The following is a 19,720-nucleotide window of genomic DNA, read 5'->3' as shown; positions in this document are numbered from 1 at the left end:
CGCGCGCCGACCGGGCTCAGGGGTAGGGCCACCCGTTGGGCACGCAACCCTGCATGCCGAGAGTCTGCTGCTGCATCACCGGGGCGAGCCGGCCCGGAGCGGGGCAGCCGACGTGCCCGTGCCCGAGGAAGTGCCCGACCTCGTGGTTGACCACGTAGTCGCGGTAGGACGTCAGCGAGCCGCCCGCGTTCGTGAACGGCGCCGCGCCGTAGGCCCACCGGTGGGCGTTGATGACCACGGTGGAGCCGACCCGGCACGAGGTGTATCCGTTGGTGTTGAGCGGGTGGCAGAGCCGGTCGACGGTCGCAGGGGTGGTCAGCCGGAGCACGACGTCGGCGGGTCCGTCCGTCCGCGCGAAGGTCACCGCACCGTGGCGGCCCCAGCCTCGGGAGGCGTTGAGGGTGGTCATCACGAGGCCGCCGAACTCCGGGCGGTCCACCGAGATGCCGCGCTCGGTCTCCACGCGCACGCGCACGGTCCGGGCGGCGTCGCCGGGCGCGGGCACATGGCCGGGGACGACCGCGAAGGTCCCCGAGCCGGACCACGGCGGGGCACCGACCAGACCGCCGTTCGTCGGCGGCTCGGGCGGCGGCGTCGGCGCGGCGGGCGGACGGCGCAGACCGAACGTGTCCGCGCCGTCGCCGTCCCAGTCGCCCGCGAACGCGGCGTCCGTCGTGCGGCCGAACGACACCGACGTCTCGGCGTCGCCGCCGGCCAGGGTGTTGCTCACGTGCAGCACGGTGCCGCGGCGCACGGCGAGGGTGTCGGTCCCGTCGCCGTCCCAGTCGCCCACGAGGACGGTGTCGCCGGCGCGGCCGTAGTCGAGCTCGATCTCCGCGTCGCCCGAGGTGAGCGAGTTGGACAGGAAGTACCGGTTGCCGCGGCGCACGGCGAGGGTGTCGGTCCCGTCCCCGTCCCAGTCGCCCACGTGCACGACGTCGGTCGCGCGCCCGTAGGCGACCTGCCGGTCCGCCGGGCCCGAGGTCAGCGAGTTGCGCAGGTGATAGACCTGCCCGCGCCGGACGGCCAGGGTGTCGGTGCGGTTCCCGTCCCAGTCGCCGACCAGGACGTCGTCGTCCGTACGGCCGTACACCAGGTGCCGGTCCGCGACCCCGTCCAGCTCGTCGTCGAGGAAGAACTCCGTGCCGGATCCACCGACCTCGCCCGAGGCCGCGGCCTCGGGCGGTGAGGTGGCGAGGCCGGCGAGGAGCGCGAGGGCGGGCAGAGAGGCGAGCGCGCCGAGGAGGCGTCGCCGGGGTCGGTTCACGTGCCCAGCGTAGGGCGCCGGTGGCCCGCCCGAAGCGCCCTCGAACCAGGCGCCGGCGACGTGCCCCGAGGGCCCCGGGTCAGTCCTTGACGACGTGCCGGGCGGCGAGCACCTGGAAGACGCCGAAGAGCATGAGCCCCACCGCCACGGCACCGACGAGGACGGTCCCGCCCGGCCAGCCCAGGATCGTGGCGAGCGCGGTGTCCGTGCCGCCCGCCTGGTCGGGGTCGGCGCGCAGGGCCGCCAGGGCGACGAGCACCCCGAGGACCATGAACGCGGCGCCGCGGGACGCGTGGCCGATCCGGCCCGCGTTGATCACCGCCCGGGACACGCCGGGGGAGAGCTTGCTCGCGAACCGCGCCGTCATCCCGCTCCACACCCACCACGCGCCGAGCACGACGACACCGACCCCGACGGCACCCAGCAGCACCTGGCCGCCGGGCTGGGACATGAGCGTGCTCGCCCCCTCCTCCTCGGTGCGGCCCGAGCCCGAGCTGCCGCGCAGGAGCACGACGACGCCGGTGACCGCGAGCGCGAGGGCGACGACCGCCTTGGCGGCCGAGCCGATCCGGCGCGCGACGCCCTTGAGGCCCTTCTCGCCCGGGTGGCCGCCGACGGCGAGCACGCCCTGCCAGGCGACGTAGCACAGCAGGCCGAGGACCATGACGACGAGGAGGGCCAGCCCGAGCGGCGTGCTGCCGATCTCCTCGATCGCCCCGGAGGTCGTGGCCTCCTCGGACGAGCCGGAGCCGCGCGCGAGACGCATCGCCATCCAGCCGACGGCGAGCCACACCACGCCCTGGGCCGCGAAGCCCACCTGCCCCAGACGGTGGAGCCGTCCACCGCGGGCGGAGGCCTGGGCGTCCCGCGCGACCCCGTCCACCCGAGCCCTGGTCGATCCGTTGCTCATGGGGTCATCGAAGCATCCGGCACCGGGGGCCGCACGGCGAACGGCCGCCGCCCCGCGAGGGGACGACGGCCGTGCGGCGTCGGGGGGATCAGGCGTTCGCGTCGTGCAGGCGGTCGCTCTCGTCGTGGATCTCGGTCGCGACCTCGCCGAGCTTCTCGGCGTGGCGGCGCGCGTGGTGCGCGCAGAAGAGCAGCGAGCCGGAGCGCAGGGTCACGCGGACGTAGGCCTGTGCGCCGCAGGCGTCGCAGCGGTCGGCGGCGGTGAGCTGGGGTGCGGTGGCTGTAGTGGTCACGCCAGCATGTAACCATCCACGTGGGCGATCCGTGCCCAGGTGGCGGGGGAGTTCGCCCCCGGCGTACCCGCGTGTCGCCCGGGTCACCACGGCCACGCCTCCGGGCCTGCCGGCCGGGCCGGCCGTACGATCCTTCGGTGAACCCCACCTCAGCCGCCGAGTACTCGGCACGGCACCTCTCGGTCCTCGAGGGCCTCGCCGCCGTGCGCAAGCGCCCCGGGATGTACATCGGGTCCACCGACGGGCGCGGCCTCATGCACTGCCTGTGGGAGATCGTCGACAACTCGGTCGACGAGGGGCTCGGCGGCCACGCGGGCCGCATCGAGATCGTCCTGCACCCGGACGGTTCGGTCGAGGTGCGCGACGACGGGCGCGGCATCCCGGTCGACGAGGTCCCCGGCGTCGGGCTGTCCGGCGTCGAGGTCGTCTACACCAAGCTGCACGCGGGCGGGAAGTTCGACTCCGGCTCCTACGCCGCCTCGGGGGGTCTGCACGGCGTCGGGGCCTCCGTGGTCAACGCACTGTCGGCCCGCCTGGACGTCGAGGTGGACCGGGGCGGGAAGACGCACCGCATGACCTTCCGACGCGGTGAGCCCGGCACCTTCGACGACCCGCACGGCGGGCCCGCGGCCGACTCCCCGTTCCAGCCGTTCGACAAGGGCTCGACGCTCGAGGTCGTCGGCAAGGTCCGGCGCGGCGTCACCGGCACCCGGGTGCGCTACTGGGCGGACCCGCAGATCTTCCCGGCCACCGCGGAGTTCAGCCTCGAGGAGGTGCTCGGCCGCGCGCGGCAGACGTCGTTCCTCGTCCCGGGCCTGACGATCGTCGTCTCGGACCATCGCGCCGCCGACCCGGCCGAGCACACGAGCGAGGAGTTCCGGCACGACGGCGGGACGTCGGACTTCGTCGAGCACCTCGGCCCGGACCCGGCGGTCACCCAGGTCTGGCGGCTCACGGGGCAGGGCACGTTCACAGAGTCGGTCCAGCAGCTCGACCGCCAGGGGCACCTGCGCCCCGTCGACGTCGAGCGCACGTGCCTCGTCGACGTCGCGGTGCGGTGGGGCACGGGCTTCGAGACGACGGCGCGCAGCTTCGTCAACATCATCGCCACCCCCAAGGGCGGCACCCACATGGCCGGCTTCGAGCAGGCCGTGCTGAAGGTCGCGCGCAAGCAGATCGAGGCGAACGCGAGGCGCCTGAAGGTCACGGCCAAGGATCCGCGCATCGAGAAGGACGACGTCCTGGCGGGCCTCACCGCGGTGGTGTCCGTGCGGCTGCCCGAGCCGCAGTTCGAGGGGCAGACGAAGGAGGTCCTCGGCACCGCCCAGGTCCGCCAGGTCGTCGCCAAGGTCGTCGAGTCCGAGCTGACCGACATCCTCACGTCGAGCAGGGCGGCGGTCCGGTCGCAGTCGAACGCGCTGCTGGAGAAGATGGTCGGCGAGATGCGCGCCCGGGTGGCCGCCCGCACCCAGAAGGACATCTCGCGGCGCAAGAACGCGCTGGAGAACTCCTCGCTGCCGACCAAGCTCGTCGACTGCCGGACGAAGGACGTCGAGCGCTCCGAGCTGTTCATCGTCGAGGGCGACTCGGCCCTGGGCACGGCCCGGCGCGCGCGCAGCTCGGAGTTCCAGGCGCTGCTGCCGATCCGCGGCAAGATCCTCAACGTCCAGAAGGCCTCGACCGCCGACATCCTCAACAACGTCGAGGTGGCGACGATCTTCCAGGTGCTCGGCGCCGGGTCGGGGCGCACGTTCGACCTGGACCTCGCGCGCTACGGAAAGGTCGTGCTCATGACGGACGCCGACGTCGACGGCGCGCACATCCGCACCCTCCTGCTCACGCTGTTCTTCCGGTACTGCCGGCCGCTGGTGGAGGCCGGCCGCGTCTTCGCGGCGGTGCCGCCGCTGCACCGCGTGGAGGTCGCCGGGTCCGGAGGGAAGAAGGGGGAGGTGCACTACACCTACTCCGACGCCGAGCTCGCCGCGCTCGTGCGGAAGCTCGAGCGCGCCGGGAAGCGCCTCAAGGACACGCCCCAGCGCTACAAGGGGCTCGGTGAGATGGACGCTGACCAGCTGGCGGAGACGACGATGGATCCCGCCCGGCGCACCCTGCGGCGGATCACCGGGGCCGACGAGGCGGCCGTCGCGCGCGCCGAGTCCGTGTTCGAGCTGCTCATGGGCAGCGAGGTGGCGCCCCGCCGGGACTTCATCGTCGCCGGCGCGGCCGAGGTCGACCGCGAGCGGATCGACGCCTGAGGGTCGCGGCCGGGCCGCCTCCGCGGTGCGCCGACGTAGACTCGGAGCCATGATCGTGTCCTCGGCGAGGCCCGGCGCGCACTCCGCGCGCCGCTTCGACGCACCGGCCTCCGCAGCCCTGCCGGGCCCGCACCTGGGCCTGACCTGGCGCACCCTGGACCCGGGCGACGGCGCGGACGTCCATGCTCTGTGGGACCGCTCGGACGCGGTCGACGTCCACGGTGACAGCACGACGCGCGGGGAGCTGGACGAGACCCTGCGCGCCGCCGCGCGCTCCGGCGACACGCTCGGCGGTTTCGACCCCGAGGGCATCCTGCGGGCTGCTGCCGCGCTCGTGCTCACCAGCCGGGCGGACACCGCCGAGGTGCGACTGCGTGCCACCGTCGACCCGGGTACCCGCGGACGAGGGATCGGCAAGGCACTCCTGGGGTGGCAGGACGACCGCGCCCGGCAGCTGCTCGCCGCGAGCGCCCCGGCGGGACCGGCACGCATCGTCATCGACGTCGGGCTGCACCAGGGTGACCGTCGTCGGCTCTACGCCGCCGCCGGTTTCGCCCCGGAGCCCTCGGGACCCGGCACGACGTTCGCGGTGACGCTGTGAACCAGCCTGCGGGACGCGGTCTGCGTGCCGCCCTCACCGGCCTGCGCACCTCCACCCGGCACCCCACGGGCGACACCCGGGCGATGCCCCTGCTCGGCGACGAGGGCGATGTCAGCTCCTTCGACGACCACCTCCTGCCGCGGCAGGTCGAGGGCCTGGTGTGGTCCGTGCTCGACGCCCCCCGAGCCGCGGAGCTCGCCGCGCTCGTCTCACGCATCGAGACCGCCGACGGTACACCGGTGCGTACCTCCGCCGAGGAGGTGGAGAGCTACTTCGCCGAGCGGGAGGGCTTCCGTGCCGTCGCCGGTGACGACGGCGACGGCGTCATGCGAGCGTTCGGACTGGTCCGCCCGAAGGGCCAGGTCGAGGGCATGCAGTCGTTCACGTGCTCGGGCGGTGTCGACGACGCCCTGCGCCTCAAGGGCGCCGGCTTCGCGCTGGTCGACTGGCAGGTGTCGACCTCCCGTGCGTTGCTGGCGTCCTCGGGAGCGGAGCAGGGCGTCGTCGTCGTGCACGTCGACGAGACCGAGACCGACCTCAGGGCGCTCCTCGAGGAGCACGGCTTCCGGCCGCGCCGCTGGTACGTCCAGATGCGCCGGAGCCTCGCCCTGGACATCCCGGGCATCGCGCTGCCGCAGTACGTCTCGGTCGAGCCGTGGACGGCCGACCTGGCCGAGCAGGTGCGCCGCGCGCACGGCCGCGCCTTCGCGGACCAGCCCGAGGGAGCCATGGAGCGCGGGTCGGACCTGTGGGGACCGGAGGCGACCGCGTTCGAGCCACGCTGGAGCTTCGTCGCGCTCGACCGCTCCTCGGACCGGGCGAAGATCGCGGGCTACATCGTCTCCAGCCGGTACGAGCAGGACTGGGAGGCGCTCGGCTGGACCGAGGGCTACACCGAGGTCCTGGGCGTGCTGTCCGAGTGGCGCGGCAAGCACGTGGGCAGCGCCCTGCTCAGCGCCGCCATGCGCGCGTACGCCGCGGACGGCATGGAGTACGCCGGCCTCGACGTCGACGTGGACTTCGCCCTCGACGTCGACCACCCCGAGCCGCACTCGATGATGGCGCTGTACACGAGCCTGGACTACGTGCCCACGAGCCGGTCGGCGCTGCACGTCCTCGAGCTCGGGGCCCCCTAGGAACCTCCGGCGCGCAGGTACGGCTCGACGAGCTCGGCGTACCGCGCGCTCGCGGTGGCGAGCGTGACCTCTCCCGGGGCGTCCCAGATCTGCTGGTTGAAGATCTCGACCTCGACGTCACCGCTGTAGCCGGCCTCGGCGACCCAGGTCGAGACGGACCGGAAGTCGACGAAGCCGTCGCCGGGGAAGCCTCGGGAGAGCAGCGGGTCGGCGGCGATCGGCTGGTTCCAGTCGCACACCTGGTAGGCCGCGAGGCGGCCCTCGGCGCCGGCACGCGCGATCTGCTCGCGCAGGTCGGGGTCCCACCACACGTGGTAGGTGTCCACGACGACGCCGACGGTGCTTGCCGGGAACGGCGCCGCGAGGTCGAGGCACTGGCGCAGCGTGGACAGCACCGCCCGGTCCCCGGCGAAGATCGGGTGCAGCGGTTCGAGGACGAGGCGGACGTCGTGCTCGGCGGCCACGTCCACGAGCTCCGCGATCCGGTCGGCCACGCGAGCGCGGGCGGCGACGAGGTCCCGGTCGCCGCCCGGGGCGGGTGGCCGGTTGGGCCCGGTGGCCGCGGGCAGCCCGCCGGCGACGATGATGAGCTCGTGCGTCCCCAGGGTGGCGGCCTCGACGATCGCGGCCGCGTTGTCGGCCAGCGCGGCGCGCCGCCCGTCCTCGTCCGGGGCCGTGAGGAACCCGCCGCGGCACAGGGAGGAGACCCGCAGCCCGGCCTCGCGCACGAGCCGCGCGGCGTCCTCGAGCCCGACCTCGGCCACGCGGTCCCGCCACAGGCCGAGGGCGGGGATCCCGGCGGCGAGGGCTCCCTCGACGGCCTGCTCGAGCGTCCATGCCTTCGTGGTGGCGGTGTTGAGCGAGAACCGGCTGAGGTCCGGCGCGCTCATCGTGCACCCGCCGGGGTGAGGCCGGTGACCTCGAGGAACCGGCCCATGCGGTGGGCGGCGAGGTCCGGGTCGGTGAGCAGGCCGGCGGTGTCGGCGAGCCGGAAGAGCTCGACGAGGTGGGGTGCGGAACGTCCCGACTGCAGCCCGCCGACCATCTGGAAACCGGGCTGGTGCCCGCCGAGCCACGCGAGGAACGCGACGCCGGTCTTGTAGTAGTAGGTCGGTGCGGCGAAGAGGTGCCGGCCCAGCGCCTGCGTGGCGGCCAGCGTCTCGTGCGCGCGGGAGGGGTCGCCGGCGTCGAGCGCGGACAGTGCGTGGGACGCCGCCGGCGCGATGGCGGCGAACACGCCGAGCAGGGCGTCGGAGTGTCCCCGCTCGTCGCCGACCACGAGGTCGGGGTAGTTGTAGTCGTCGCCGGTGTACATGCGCACGCCCGCGGGCAGGCGCTCCCGGACCCGGACCTCCAGATCGGCGTCGAGCAGGGAGATCTTGATGCCGTCGACCCGAGAGGCGTGCTCGGCGACGAGGGTGAGCACGACCTCGGCGGCGGCGTACGGGTCGTCGTGGCCCCAGTAGCCGGCGAGCTGCGGGTCGAAGGCCTCGCCGAGCCAGTGGAGGATCACCGGGGTCGAGCTCTCCGTGAGCAGCGTCGAGTACACCGAGCGGTAGTCGTCGGCGTCGCGGGCGGTGGCGGCGAGCGCGCGCGAGGCCATGAGGATGGGGCGGGCCCCGGCCTCGCCGACGACGGCGAGCTGGCCGCGGTAGGCGTCGGTCACGGTGCGCAGCGCCGAGTCGTGGTCGGCGTCGGCGAGGCTCGCGGGAGAGACCTCGTCGGTGCCCGCGCCGCAGGCGATGACGGCCCCCACCGAGCGCGCCTCGGCGGTCGAGCGGCGGATGAGCTCCGCGGCGGCGGGCCAGTCCAGGCCCATGCCGCGCTGGGCGGTGTCCATGGCCTCGGCGACCCCCAGCCCGTGCGACCACAGGTGGTGGCGGAACCCCAGCGTGGCGTCCCAGTCCAGGACGGCGGGCGATCCGGGGGTGCTGTCGGCGCCCACGGCGGGCACGACGTGGGCCGCCGCGTAGGCGACCCGGGACGTGAACGGCGCCGAGGGGCGGCCCCAGTCGCGCGCCGCGGCGAGGCGGTGCTCGGTGACGGTCCCGTCGGCCGCAGGCAGCGCGACGGCGGGCGTGGAGGAGGGGGCCGCGCTCATCGGGGCGCTCCCACGGCGGTGTCGTCGAGCGAGACGACGGGGACCTCGAGGCGGCGCCCCTCGGCCGACGACCGCAGGCCGAGCTCGGCGAGCTGCACGCCGCGCGCGGCGGAGAGCAGGTCGTAGCGATGGGGGCGGCCCGCCACGACGTCGGCGAGGAACTCCTCCCACTGCGCCTTGAACCCGTTGTCCAGCTCGGCGTTCGCGGGCACGTCGAGCCACTGGTCGCGGTAGGACTCGGTCACCGGCAGGTCGGGGTTCCACACCGCGGCCGGGGTGTGTGCTCGCTGCTGCGCCACGCAGGAGTGCAGGCCCGCGACGGCGGACCCGTGGGTGCCGTCGACCTGGAACTCCACGAGCTCGTCGCGATGCACCCGGGTGGCCCACGAGGAGTTGATCTGCACCACCACGGGGTCTCCGCCCGGTGTGGTGACGTCGAAGATCCCGTAGGCCGCGTCGTCGGCGGTGGCCGGGTACCGCGCGCCCAGCTCGTCGACCCGGGCGGGAATGTGCGTGACGGTCCGGGCCGTCACGGTGTCGACGGTCCCGACGATGCCCTCGAGCACGTAGTTCCAGTGGCAGAACATGTCGGTCGTGATACCGCCGCCGTCCTCGCTGCGGTAGTTCCACGACGGGCGCTGACCGGGCTGCACGTCGCCCTCGAACACCCAGTAGCCGAACTCGCCGCGCATCGACAGGATGCGGCCGAAGAATCCCTCGTCGACGAGGCGGCGCAACTTGACCAGGCCCGGCAGGTAGAGCTTGTCGTGGACGACCCCGACGGTCACGCCGGCGTCGGCGCCCCGGCGCGCGAGCTCGACGGCCTCGGTCAGCGTCTCCGCGGTCGGCTTCTCCGTGTAGACGTGCTTGCCGTGGGCGAGCGCGGTCGTGATCGCCGGTACCCGCCGCGACGTGACCTGCGCGTCGAAGTAGACGTCGACCGTGGGGTCCACCAGGACGGCCTCGACGTCGGTGGACCACTGCTCGACCCCGTGCCGACGCGCGAGCTCGGCCACCTTCTCGGCGTTGCGGCCCAGGAGTATCGGCTCGACCTGGACGCGGTCGCCGCCCGGGAGCACCACGCCCCCGGCGTCCCGCAGCGGAAGGATCGAGCGCACGAGGTGCTGGCGGTAGCCCATGCGACCGGTGATGCCGTTCATGGCGATGCGGAGCGTGCGAGTGGTCATGGTCTCTCCATCGAGTACGAGGCGGAATGCGCTTTCCAGATTATGTCCAGGCTACCCGGGTGTCAACGCGGGGCCGACGCGTGTCCGGGGCGTGGCTGAGAACGCGTGCCGGGCTCGGGCACTGCGCGCCGGGCTCGGGCGACCCGTGTCCGGGCTCGCCCGGCACGCCGACGCGTCGGGTCAGCGCAGGTCCGGCGTGGACTCGCGCAGGACGACGTCCGCGCCGACGAGGATCTCGCGCGGGCCGTCGTCGGGCTCGAGCGCGAGCGGGACGGCCAGCCGACCCATGCGCTCCATCGGCAGGGCGACGGTCGTGAGGCCGGGGGCGACGTCGCGCAGCGTGGTGATGTCGTCGAACCCGGCGATCGCGACGTCGTCGGGGACGTCGAGGCCGGCCTCGCGCGCGGCCGACATCGCGCCGACGGCCATGACGTCGTTGACGGCGAACACCAGGCGCGGCCTGCTGCTCCCGGCGAGCAGGGTCGTCATCGCGGCGTGTCCGCCGTCGCGGGTGAAGTCGCCGGGCACGACCCAGGTCGCGGGGATCTCGACCCCGAGCTCCCCGAGCGCACTCCGGAAGGCGGCCACGCGGTCGCGGGCCGTCACGTGCCAGGTGGGTCCGGCGAGGATGCCGATCTCCCGGTAGCCGATCGCGTGCAGGGCCCGGGCGAGGTCCGTGCTGCCCGCGACGTTGTCGGGCACGACCGTGCTCAGCCCGGGCAGCGGCTGCCCCACGAGAGCGACCCCGGCCCCGCGGTCCTGGTAGGCGTGCAGGACGCGGTGCAGGCGCTCGTTGACGTCCGCGTCGTCGATGCGACCGCCGGCGATGACGATCGCCCGCGCGCGCTGGTTCTGCAGCGTGGCGATGAAGTCGAGCTCTCGGGCGGGGTCGCGGTGGGTGGTGGCGAGCGTGACGACGCAGCCCGCCGTGTCCGCGGCGGCGATGACGCCGGCGGCGATGGCCGAGAAGTAGGGGTCGGCGATGTCCTGGACGATGAGCCCGACCGTGTCGGTGCGGCCGCGCGCCATCGCCTGGGCGTTGGCGTCGGGGGAGTAGTCCAGGCGCGCCGCCGCGGCCAGCACACGCTCCCGGAGCTCGGCGCGCACGGTGCGCTCCGAGCTGCCGTTGATGGCGCGCGAGGCGGTCGCGAGGGACACGCCCGCCGCCTCGGCGACCTGGGAGAGCGTGACCCGGCCGTGCCCCGCGCGCGCCGACGTCGGACGCGGGGGTTCCTCCTCGCTCATCGAGCCTCCTCGAACTCGGACGCGGCACCTGCCGAGCCGGCGGGCACCGGTCGGCGTGACGCTAGCCCACTCGGCCCGACCGCGCCCGCGGGGCTCACGACGGCTCCCGGGGCGGCCGCCCGCGTCCCCGCGGCTCACGACCGCCCCGCGTCGGGATCAGGCGGCCGGCCGGCCCCCGAGGTAGAGCTCGCTGAGCTTCGGGTCGGCCAGCAGCTCGGGCGCGGGTCCCGTGGTGAAGATCGTCCCCAGGTCCAGGACGCACCCGATGTCGGCCATCTCGAGCGCTCGCCGCGCGTTCTGCTCCACGAGGAGCACGGCGACCCCCGCGTCCCGCATGCGGGCGACCTCCTCGAAGACGACGGTCGTGCGCTTGGGGTCCAGGCCCATGGACGGCTCGTCGAGGAGCACGACGTCGGGCCGCACCATGAGCGCGCGCGCGAACTCGACCTGCTTCTGCTGGCCGCCCGAGAGGAGCCCGGCCGCCGCCCCCCACTTCTCGGCCACGATCGGGAACACTCCGCGGACGAACTCCACCCGGTCGGCGAGCGAGGACTGGTCCTTGACCGAGTAGCCGCCGAGCATGACGTTCTCCTCCACCGTCATCTCCTTGAAGACGGAGTGGCCCTGGAGGACATGGCTGAGCCCGCGGCGCAGCAGCGGCTGCGGTCCCTTGCCCGTGACGTCCTCGCCGTTGAGCGTGATCGACCCGGACCGAGGGCGCAGCAGACCGCTGGCCACCTTGAGCACGGTCGACTTGCCCGCGCCGTTGGGTCCCACGAGGCACACCACGGTGCCGCGGCGGACGGTGATCGACAGCCCGCGCAGCACGAGCGCGGCCCTGCCGTAGCCGGCCTCGATGCGGTCGAGGTCGAGGATGACGTCGGACTCAGACACCAAGGTAGGCCTCCAGCACTCGCGGGTCGGACTGGACGACGGACGGCGGTCCCTCGGCGATCGGGGCACCCCGGTCGAACACGACGATGTGGTCGCACAGCCGCATGATGAGGTCCATGTTGTGCTCGACGACGAGGAAGGTCGTGCCCTCGTCGTTCAGCTCGCGCACGAGCACGGCGATGCGCTCGATCAGCGAGGGGTTCACCCCTCCTGCCGGCTCGTCGAGCATGACGAACGGCGGGTCGGACATGAGGGTCGACCCCAGCTCGAGGAGCTTCTGCTGGCCGTAGGAGATGTCCCTGGCCTCGGAGCGCTCGAGGTGGTCGATCCCGACCCGGGCGAGCATGGCGCGCGCCCGCTCGACCGTGGCGGGCGACGTGCTGCCGCTCAGGTACTGGCCGAGCGAGCGGGGCTGGACGGCGACGAGCATGTTCTCCAGCACGGTCATGCGCGGGAAGACCCGGCACAGCTGGAAGCTGCGCCCGAGGCCGGCGCGGGCGATCCTGTGCGGCGCCCAGCCGGTGATGTCCTGCTCGCGCATGGTCACGCGGCCCGAGTCGGGTCGGATCATGCCGGTCACGCAGTTGAAGAACGTGGTCTTTCCTGATCCGTTGGGGCCGATGAGCCCGTTGATCTTCCCGTCGAGGAACGTCACCGACGCCTCGGCCACGGCGTGCACGCCGCCGAAGGACTTCGACAGGTTCTCGGTGCGCAGGACCGCCGCGCCGGTGGTCGTGCGTTCCTCGGTCCTCGTCGCGGTCATCGCCCGCTCCCTTCGTCGGCGCTGTCGTCCGTCGCGTCGTCGGGCCCCGCCTCGGGTGCGGGTGACGCACCCGTCGTCGTGCCCGTGGTCGGGGTCTGCGCGTCGCGCAGCTCCTCGGCGGTCATCTCGCGGATCGACGTCTCGCCGGTGTGGCGGACCCGGCGCCACAGGCTCTGCAGCTCGGTGAGCACGCCGTCGGGCACGAAGAGGACGACGATCGCGAGCAGGAGGCCGGTGGCGACGAGGTGGAACTGGCTCTGCCCGAACTCGAGCACGAGGTACTCCAGCGCGGAGCCGACGACGATCGCGCCGATCAGCGGGCCGAAGAGGAACCGGGTCCCGCCCAGGAGCGCCATGAGCACCACCTGGGAGCTGAGCACGACGTCGAACTGGAAGATCGGGTCGAGGTCGCCGAACCACAGTCCGTACAGGCCGCCGGCGAGCCCGACGACGAACGCGGAGATCGTGAACGCCACGAGCTTGAGTCCCGCGGTGGGGACGCCGAGCGACTCGGCCTTGTCCTCGTCCTCGCGGACCGCCTTGAGCCCGGAGCCGAACTGCGAGAGGTCGATCAGCGCCCAGACCACCAGAGCGAGCGCGAGCAGACCGAGGAAGAGGAAGTAGAACGTCTGGTGCATCTCGGGCCGCAGCATGCCCTCGAACGGCCGGGGCACGGGCAGGCCCTCGGAGCCGCCGGTGAAGGAGCGCCAGGACTGGAACACGAGCTGCAGCACGAGGACGAGCGCGATCGTCACGATGACGAAGGACGCCCCGCGCACCCGCAGCGCGGCGTAGCCGACCGGGATCGAGACGAGCAGGACGATGACGGCGGCCACGCCCATGGCGACGAAGCTGTCCATCCCGGTGTCGCGCACGAGCAGCGCGGTCCCGTAGGCGCCGAGGCCGAAGAACGCGATGTGCCCGAGCGAGATGTACCCGGTGAACCCGCCCATGATGTTCCAGCCGGTGGCGAGCACCGCGTAGTTGAGCACGATGACGCCGGCGGAGAGCATGTAGGCGTTGGGCGCCAGGAGCGGCCAGAGCGCGAGCAGGGCGACGACGACGGCGATCGCACCGAGGCTGCGCGCCCGCCGGACCCCGGAGGAGCGCTCGTTCGGGCGCGTGGCGCGACGCACGGTGGCGGGCGCCGTGATGGTCTCAGAATCGCTGGGCAAGACGGCCTCCGAACAGTCCCTGCGGACGGAACATCAGGGTGAGGAAGAGCGCGAGGTAGAAGATCGTCTGGGCCCACGTGGAGCCGACGGGGATCTCGAGCATGAGCCGCATGACGCCGAGGACGAGGGCGGCGACGGCCGCCCCGGGGATCGACCCGAGCCCGCCGACGACGATGATCGCCATGAGCGGTCCCACCCAGTGCCAGTGCAGCGACGGAAAGATGGTCGCCTGGAGCGAGAGCGCGGCACCGCCGACGGCCGCGGTGGCCAGTCCGAGCCCGAAGCCCAGGCCGGCGACCCGGTCGGTGTCGATGCCGACGAGCTTGGCCGCCTGGGGGTGCTGGATCGTGGCCCGCAGCGCCCGACCCGTGCGGGTCCTCTGCAGGATGAACCACAGGACGAGCAGGGCGACGACGGCCAGCCCGAACGAGATGATCTGGACGACCGGGATCCGGGCGCCGAGGAGCTCGAGGCTCTCCGACCCGTAGGAGAGGTTGATGCGGCGCTGCGTGCCGGTGTAGGCCATGCCGAGCCCGCCCTCGATCGCCAGGGCGATCGCGAAGGTGAGCAGCACCGACATCATCGTCATCGTCGCCGGACGGAGCCGACTGAGCAGGAACCGCTGGATGACGAACCCGAGGAGGAAGAACAGCGGGATCGTCACGACCAGCGAGAGCAGCGGGTCCCAGCCGGTGACGATGTGCCAGCGCCAGGCGATGTAGGCGGAGAGCACGATGAACGCGGCGTGCGCGAGCATGACCACGCGCATGATGCCGAAGTACAGCGTGAGCCCGGCGGCGAGCAGGGCGTAGAGGCCGCCGAGGAGGATCCCCAGGATCAGGGACTGGAACAGCAGCGTTCCGGAGACCATCCGCTCACCACTCCGGCTTGGGGTAGACGAGCTCGGTCGTGGCGGTCTCGTCGGGCAGGACGATGGCGATCTCACCGTCGACGTACTGCTGGATCAGGTGGGCACCGTCGGGGCGGCCGGCCTCGTCCCAGGACAGGGTGCCGACGATCGTGTCGACCGAGTTCTCATGGAGCCAGTCGATGAGGTCCTGCTGGCAGTCACCCTGCTCGGCGCAGCCGACGGCCTCGACGGCGGCGGCGACGACCTGACCGGTGGTGTAGGCGTTGGCCTCGTCCTCGCCGGGCGCGTGCCCGTGGATCTCGGTGTAGGCCTCGACGAACTCGGCATTGGTGGGGAACTCGGCCTCGGGGGTGTATCCGGTCGGGGCGATGATGCCCTCGACGTTGCCGCCGATCGCCTCGACGAACTCGGGGTTCGTCGGCGCGGTGGAGAAGGCCGCCAGCCGTGGCTGGTAGTTGAGCTGCTGCAGGGCCAGGATGAGGTTGACCGCGTCCTGGTACTGCGTGCCGCCGATGACGACGTCGGGGTCGGCCGAGGCGATCTGGGCCGCGATGCCCGAGAAGTCGGTGGCGTTGGGCGGGTAGACCTCGTCGACGACGATCTCGAGCCCGAGCTCCTCGAGACCGTCCCGCAGGCCGTACGCGGTGCCCTGGGCGAACGGGTCGTCCATCGCGGCGACGGCGACGGTCTCCGGCCGCTCGTCCTCCGGCATCTGGCCGATGTACTCGACCAGGTTGTTGTAGTGGTCGGGGGCGATGGCGGGCGCCGCGTAGAAGATGTTCTCGAAGCCCTGTTCGAAGACCTCGGCGGCCGCGGCGGCCGGCTCGACGAACAGCATCCCGTACTCGGAGGCGACGCGCGAGGCGGGCACCACGAGGCGGGTGGAGAAGGGGCCGAAGACGAGGTCGACCTCGTCCTGCGCGATGAGCGACTCGTAGTCCGACACCACGCGGGCCGCGTCCGAGGCGTCGTCGAGGATCCGCAGCTCCACCTGACGCCCCAGCAGGCCGCCGTTGTCGTTGACGACCTCGGCCCACACCTCGTAGCCGCGCTGGACGCCGAGACCCGGCTCGGCGAAGTCGCCGGTCAGGGGGAGCGAGACGCCGATGACAATGGGGTCGTCGGTGTCCTCGCCGCCTCCCTCGTCGTCCGATCCGCCGCACGCGGCGAGCACGAGGGCTGCGCCGGCGGTCACCGCGGCGAGCCTGAAGATCTTCGTCGACATCCGAGCCTCCTTGTTCGGAACGTGCATGCGCGAAAGCGCTTTCCGCAGAGTAGGTGCGCAGCGGTGACGACACAACCCCCGGCGTGTCGCGCGGGTCGTTCGCCACGGTCGCCTGCCCACTCGGTGGCGAGTGAGGGGAGTTGTGCTCGGTGGGTGAGGGCGGTTCTTCCCGGCGAGTGAGCGGCAGTCTGCCGGACGAGTGAGCGCGGCTCTGCTCCACGAGCGAGAGGGATCTCAGAGTGTCGGGGCCGCACTCTCCTCGGGATCGGGGTGCTGGTTCGACGGCTGCGCGCGATGCGAGGCGGCCCCGCTCCCGGAGGGGGGCGGAGCCGCGCGGGTGGGTCGAAGCCGAGGCCCGGAGGTGGGGATCAGACGAGCGTGTACCCGCCGTCGACGACGACGTCGGTACCCGTCGTGTAGCTCGCCGCGTCGCTCGCGAGGTAGACGGCGATGCCCTTGAGCTCTTCCGGGGTGCCGACGCGGCGCTGCGGCGTCAGGCTCGCCCACTCCTCGAGGAGAGGCTTGAGCGCGGGAGCCTGCAGAAGCTCGGTCCCGATGTACCCGGGGCTGATCGTGTTGACCCGTACGCCCCGCTGGGCCCACTCGGTCGCCGCCGACCTCGACAGGTGGATGACGCCCGCCTTGGACGTGTTGTAGTGGGCCTGCGGCTGGGGGACGTTGACGATGTGGCCGGACATCGACGCGGTGTTGACGATCGCGCCCCCGCCGTTGGCCAGCATGTGCCGGCCGGCCGCCTGGGTGCCGTAGAAGACGGCGTTGAGGTTGAGGTTCATCATCCGCTGCCAGTCCTCGACCGTCAGCTCCTCGACCGGCTCGTTGTGCGCCATCCCCGCGTTGTGGAAGGCGATGTCGAGCGAGCCGAGGTCCGCCACGACGGAGTCGACAAGCACCTGTGCCTGTGCGGGGTCGGTGACGTCGATGCGGTAGGCCGCCGTTCGCCGGCCCGTCGCCTCCGCCAGCCGGTCCGCGGTCGCGCGGGCCGCGTCCTCGTCGATGTCGACGATCGCGACGTCTGCACCCGCCTCGGCCAGCGCCTCCGCGAGGGCTGCCCCGATGCCCCGTGCGGCGCCGGTGACGTAGGCGACCTTCCCGTCGAGGCTGAACATGTCGATGACTGACATCTGGTCCTCCCTGGTTGTTCGAGCGCGGCACCTGTCCGGTCCGCGTGGGACCAGCACAGCACGGCACGGGCCGCGAGTCACGGGACCAACGGCCTGCTGAGCAGGGACGACGTGGGTGGGCGGCCCGCGTACGAGCCGTCCCCGTTCCCCGGCCGGCGGGCCTCCCGGCCGTCAGCCGATCGCAGCGACCGGCACCGACAGCGCGTGGCCGGACCCGTCGCGGCGCTCGTCGACCTCGGGAAGGTCGACGGCCTGCCCGCCGGCCCCGACGGCGCGCACCGGCATCGGACCGACCCAGGCGAGCTGGAGCTCGTCCTCGCCGCGCAGGAACCGGTGCGCCCGCACGCCGCCGGTGGCGCGGCCCTTGGCGGGGTAGCGGTCCAGCGGGGTGACCTTGGCGCTCCCGGGCGTGGTCCCGGGCAGCGCGCCCCCGGGCCCCGCGATCGTCACCACGGCCCGTGAGCCGAGGTCCGACGTCGGGGCGACGCCCATGTGGACGAGCCGTGCGCCCGCGGCGAGACGGATCCCCGCCACGCCCTTGCCCGAGCGTCCGGTGGGCCGCACGAGCGAGGCGTCGAACCGGAGCAGCTGGGCGTCGGAGGACACGAGCACGAGCTGGTCGTCGTCGCCGGCGTGGCGGGCGGCGACCAGGGAGTCGCCGTCCGCGAGGGCGATGACGTCCCAGGACTCACGGCTGGCCGGGCGGTCGGCGGGGGAGACCCGTTTGACCACGCCGGACGCGGTCGCGAGGGCCACGGTCGGCGCGTCGTCGCCGAGGCCGACGAGCCCCACGACCGTCTCCTCCCGCTCCAGCGCGACGAGCTCCTCGACGGCGGTCCCGCCGGACAACCCGGGCGCGGTGGTGGTCCCGGGCAGGGCGGGGGCGTGGAGCGCCTCGAGCCGGACGACCCGGCCCGCGGAGGTGACGATCCCGACGTCGGAGCGTGCGGTCGTCGCGACCGCGTGGGTGACGGCGTCGTGCGCGACCCGGTCGCCCGTGCGCGGCGGGGCGTCCTCGCCCGGCGTCCGGGCGATCCGCCCGGTGCCCCCGAGCAGGACCCAGCACGGGTCGTCGGGCTCCTCCAGGGGCGCCGCGGTGGCCCCCCTCCGGCCGCGGGCGGGCACCGCGGCCGCCTCGGCGCCGGACCTCGGCGCGCCCCCGGCGGACTCGAGCAGCACGGTGCGCCGCGGTGTCCCGTGGGCCTTGGCCACCTCGGCGAGCTCCGCGGAGACGAGCGAGCGCAGCGCCTGGTCCGAGCCGAGGATCTCCTCGAGCTCGGCGGCACGGCGCAGCAGCTCCTCGTGCTCGCCCTCGATCTCCAGGACCGAGTAGCGCGTGAGCCGGCGCAGCTGGAGGTCGAGGATGTACGTCGCCTGCTCGGCGGTGAGGTCGAAGACGGTCATGAGTCCGGTCCGGGCCGCCTCGGCGCTCTCGGCCGACCGGATGAGCTGGACGACCTCGTCGATGTTGAGCACCGCGGCGAGCAGGCCCTCGAGCAGGTGGGAGCGCTCGCGAGCCCTGCGCAGGCGATGCTCGGAACGACGCCGCGTGACGGTGAGCCGGTGGTCGACGTAGACCTCGAGCATCTCCTTCAGCCCGAGGGTCCGTGGCCGACCCTCGACGAGGGCCACGTTGTTGATGCTGAAGGACTCCTCGAGCGGGGTGTACCGGTAGAGCTGCTCGAGGACGGCGTCCGGGTTGAACCCGGTCTTGAGCTCGATGACGAGCCGCAGCCCCTGGTGCCGGTCGGTGAGGTCGACGACGCCGGTGATGCCCTCGATCCGCCGCGCGTCGACCCCGTCCTTGATCTTCCCGATCACGCGCTCGGTCCCCACCATGTAGGGCAGCTCGGTGACGACGATGCCCTTCTTGCGTGGTGTGACCTGCTCGACCCGGACGGTCGCCCGGGTGCGGAACGACCCGCGGCCACCGGCCTGCGCCTCGCGCACGCCCTCGAGGCCGACGATCCGTCCGCCGCCGGGCAGGTCGGGGCCGGGGACGAACCGCTGCAGGGCCTCCAGGCTCGCGTCCGGGTGGGCCACGAGGTGCCGCGCCGCGGCGACCACCTCGACGAGGTTGTGGGGCGCCATGTTGGTCGCCATCCCGACGGCGATCCCCGAGGCGCCGTTGACGAGCAGGTTCGGCCACGCCGCCGGCAGCACCTCGGGCTGCGTCGTCGAGCCGTCGTAGTTCGGCACGAGGTCCACGACGTCCTCGCCGAGGTCGGCGACCATCGCGACGGCGGCGGGCGCCTGGCGCACCTCCGTGTACCGGGGGGCGGCGGGGCCGTCGTCGAGCGAGCCGAAGTTGCCGTGCCCGTCCACGACGGGCAGCCGCATGGCGAAGTCCTGGGCGAGCCGCACCATGGCGTCGTAGATCGCCGTGTCGCCGTGCGGGTGGAGCTTGCCCATGACGTCACCGACCACCCGGGAGGACTTCACGTGCGCCCGGTCGGGCCGGAGCCCCATCTGGTCCATCTGGTAAAGGATCCGGCGCTGGACGGGCTTGAGCCCGTCGCGGGCGTCGGGGAGGGCACGGGCGTAGATCACCGAGTAGGCGTACTCGAGGAACGAGCCCTCCATCTCGGCGGCGACGTCGATGTCGACGATGTGCTCGTCCACGACGGGCGGTGCGGTGCGCGGCATGCCGACGATC

17 protein-coding genes are annotated in these 19,720 nt (G+C 73.2%); 3 read left to right on the top strand and 14 right to left on the bottom strand.

Annotated elements, in window-relative coordinates; translation table 11 throughout:
- Positions 1–16: 16 nt before the first annotated feature.
- From ACPYO4_RS08890 to ACPYO4_RS08880, 3 genes are all read right to left on the bottom strand, one after another.
- Positions 17–1,267 (bottom strand): DUF3152 domain-containing protein, encoded by a 1,251-nt coding sequence (locus ACPYO4_RS08890; RefSeq protein WP_425708868.1) that lies wholly within the window; start codon positions 1,265–1,267, stop codon positions 17–19.
- Positions 1,268–1,346: 79 nt separating this feature from the next.
- Positions 1,347–2,177: a DUF1206 domain-containing protein gene (locus tag ACPYO4_RS08885; protein WP_425708867.1), complete on the bottom strand. Its 831-nt coding sequence runs from the start codon at positions 2,175–2,177 to the stop codon at positions 1,347–1,349.
- 88 nt (positions 2,178–2,265) lie between these two features.
- Complete coding sequence (locus tag ACPYO4_RS08880) at positions 2,266–2,469, bottom strand: DUF7455 domain-containing protein (RefSeq protein ID WP_425708866.1); 204 nt, start codon at positions 2,467–2,469, stop codon at positions 2,266–2,268.
- Positions 2,470–2,606: 137 nt separating this feature from the next.
- Between ACPYO4_RS08880 and ACPYO4_RS08875 the strand changes: the two genes are divergently transcribed.
- The 3 genes from ACPYO4_RS08875 to ACPYO4_RS08865 are packed head-to-tail and all read left to right on the top strand — an operon-like array spanning position 2,607 to position 6,461.
- Positions 2,607–4,724, top strand: coding sequence for a DNA gyrase/topoisomerase IV subunit B (locus ACPYO4_RS08875; RefSeq protein WP_425708865.1), 2,118 nt, complete (start codon positions 2,607–2,609; stop codon positions 4,722–4,724).
- Between the two features lie 49 nt (positions 4,725–4,773).
- The gene (locus ACPYO4_RS08870) at positions 4,774–5,325 is read left to right on the top strand and encodes a hypothetical protein (RefSeq protein ID WP_425708864.1); all 552 of its coding nucleotides are present in this window, start codon (positions 4,774–4,776) and stop codon (positions 5,323–5,325) included.
- Positions 5,322–6,461 (top strand): GNAT family N-acetyltransferase, encoded by a 1,140-nt coding sequence (locus tag ACPYO4_RS08865; protein WP_425708863.1) that lies wholly within the window; start codon positions 5,322–5,324, stop codon positions 6,459–6,461. Before ACPYO4_RS08870 ends, ACPYO4_RS08865 begins: the two co-directional genes overlap by 4 nt.
- Here ACPYO4_RS08865 and ACPYO4_RS08860 read toward each other — a convergent pair.
- From ACPYO4_RS08860 to ACPYO4_RS08810, 11 genes are all read right to left on the bottom strand, one after another.
- Complete coding sequence (locus ACPYO4_RS08860; protein WP_425708862.1) at positions 6,458–7,351, bottom strand: sugar phosphate isomerase/epimerase family protein; 894 nt, start codon at positions 7,349–7,351, stop codon at positions 6,458–6,460. The two genes, ACPYO4_RS08865 and ACPYO4_RS08860, sit on opposite strands and share 4 nt — an antisense overlap.
- Positions 7,348–8,562, bottom strand: coding sequence for a dihydrodipicolinate synthase family protein (locus tag ACPYO4_RS08855; protein ID WP_425708861.1), 1,215 nt, complete (start codon positions 8,560–8,562; stop codon positions 7,348–7,350). Before ACPYO4_RS08855 ends, ACPYO4_RS08860 begins: the two co-directional genes overlap by 4 nt.
- Positions 8,559–9,749, bottom strand: coding sequence for a Gfo/Idh/MocA family protein (locus ACPYO4_RS08850; RefSeq protein ID WP_425708860.1), 1,191 nt, complete (start codon positions 9,747–9,749; stop codon positions 8,559–8,561). The genes ACPYO4_RS08855 and ACPYO4_RS08850 overlap by 4 nt, the downstream gene beginning before the upstream one ends.
- 180 nt (positions 9,750–9,929) lie before the next feature.
- Positions 9,930–10,994 (bottom strand): LacI family DNA-binding transcriptional regulator, encoded by a 1,065-nt coding sequence (locus ACPYO4_RS08845; protein WP_425708859.1) that lies wholly within the window; start codon positions 10,992–10,994, stop codon positions 9,930–9,932.
- A gap of 156 nt (positions 10,995–11,150) precedes the next feature.
- Positions 11,151–11,888, bottom strand: coding sequence for an ABC transporter ATP-binding protein (locus tag ACPYO4_RS08840; RefSeq protein ID WP_425708858.1), 738 nt, complete (start codon positions 11,886–11,888; stop codon positions 11,151–11,153).
- The gene (locus tag ACPYO4_RS08835) at positions 11,881–12,651 is read right to left on the bottom strand and encodes an ABC transporter ATP-binding protein (protein WP_425708857.1); all 771 of its coding nucleotides are present in this window, start codon (positions 12,649–12,651) and stop codon (positions 11,881–11,883) included. Before ACPYO4_RS08835 ends, ACPYO4_RS08840 begins: the two co-directional genes overlap by 8 nt.
- Positions 12,648–13,826, bottom strand: coding sequence for a branched-chain amino acid ABC transporter permease (locus ACPYO4_RS08830; RefSeq protein WP_425708856.1), 1,179 nt, complete (start codon positions 13,824–13,826; stop codon positions 12,648–12,650). Before ACPYO4_RS08830 ends, ACPYO4_RS08835 begins: the two co-directional genes overlap by 4 nt.
- On the bottom strand, positions 13,810–14,697 hold the full coding sequence (locus tag ACPYO4_RS08825; RefSeq protein ID WP_425708855.1) for a branched-chain amino acid ABC transporter permease: 888 nt from the start codon (positions 14,695–14,697) through the stop codon (positions 13,810–13,812). Before ACPYO4_RS08825 ends, ACPYO4_RS08830 begins: the two co-directional genes overlap by 17 nt.
- A gap of 4 nt (positions 14,698–14,701) precedes the next feature.
- Positions 14,702–15,922, bottom strand: coding sequence for an amino acid ABC transporter substrate-binding protein (locus tag ACPYO4_RS08820; RefSeq protein WP_425708854.1), 1,221 nt, complete (start codon positions 15,920–15,922; stop codon positions 14,702–14,704).
- A gap of 368 nt (positions 15,923–16,290) precedes the next feature.
- On the bottom strand, positions 16,291–17,064 hold the full coding sequence (locus ACPYO4_RS08815; protein WP_425708853.1) for an SDR family oxidoreductase: 774 nt from the start codon (positions 17,062–17,064) through the stop codon (positions 16,291–16,293).
- A 171-nt stretch (positions 17,065–17,235) separates the two neighbouring features.
- The gene (locus ACPYO4_RS08810; RefSeq protein WP_425708852.1) at positions 17,236–19,710 is read right to left on the bottom strand and encodes a DNA gyrase/topoisomerase IV subunit A; all 2,475 of its coding nucleotides are present in this window, start codon (positions 19,708–19,710) and stop codon (positions 17,236–17,238) included.
- Positions 19,711–19,720: the final 10 nt, after the last annotated feature.

The sequence above is a fragment of the Georgenia sp. Z1491 genome (assembly GCF_049856175.1).
Lineage (GTDB): Bacteria > Actinomycetota > Actinomycetes > Actinomycetales > Actinomycetaceae > JB111.
Note: the sequence above shows the minus strand (reverse complement) of the source record. Positions and strands in the feature narration are given on the sequence as shown.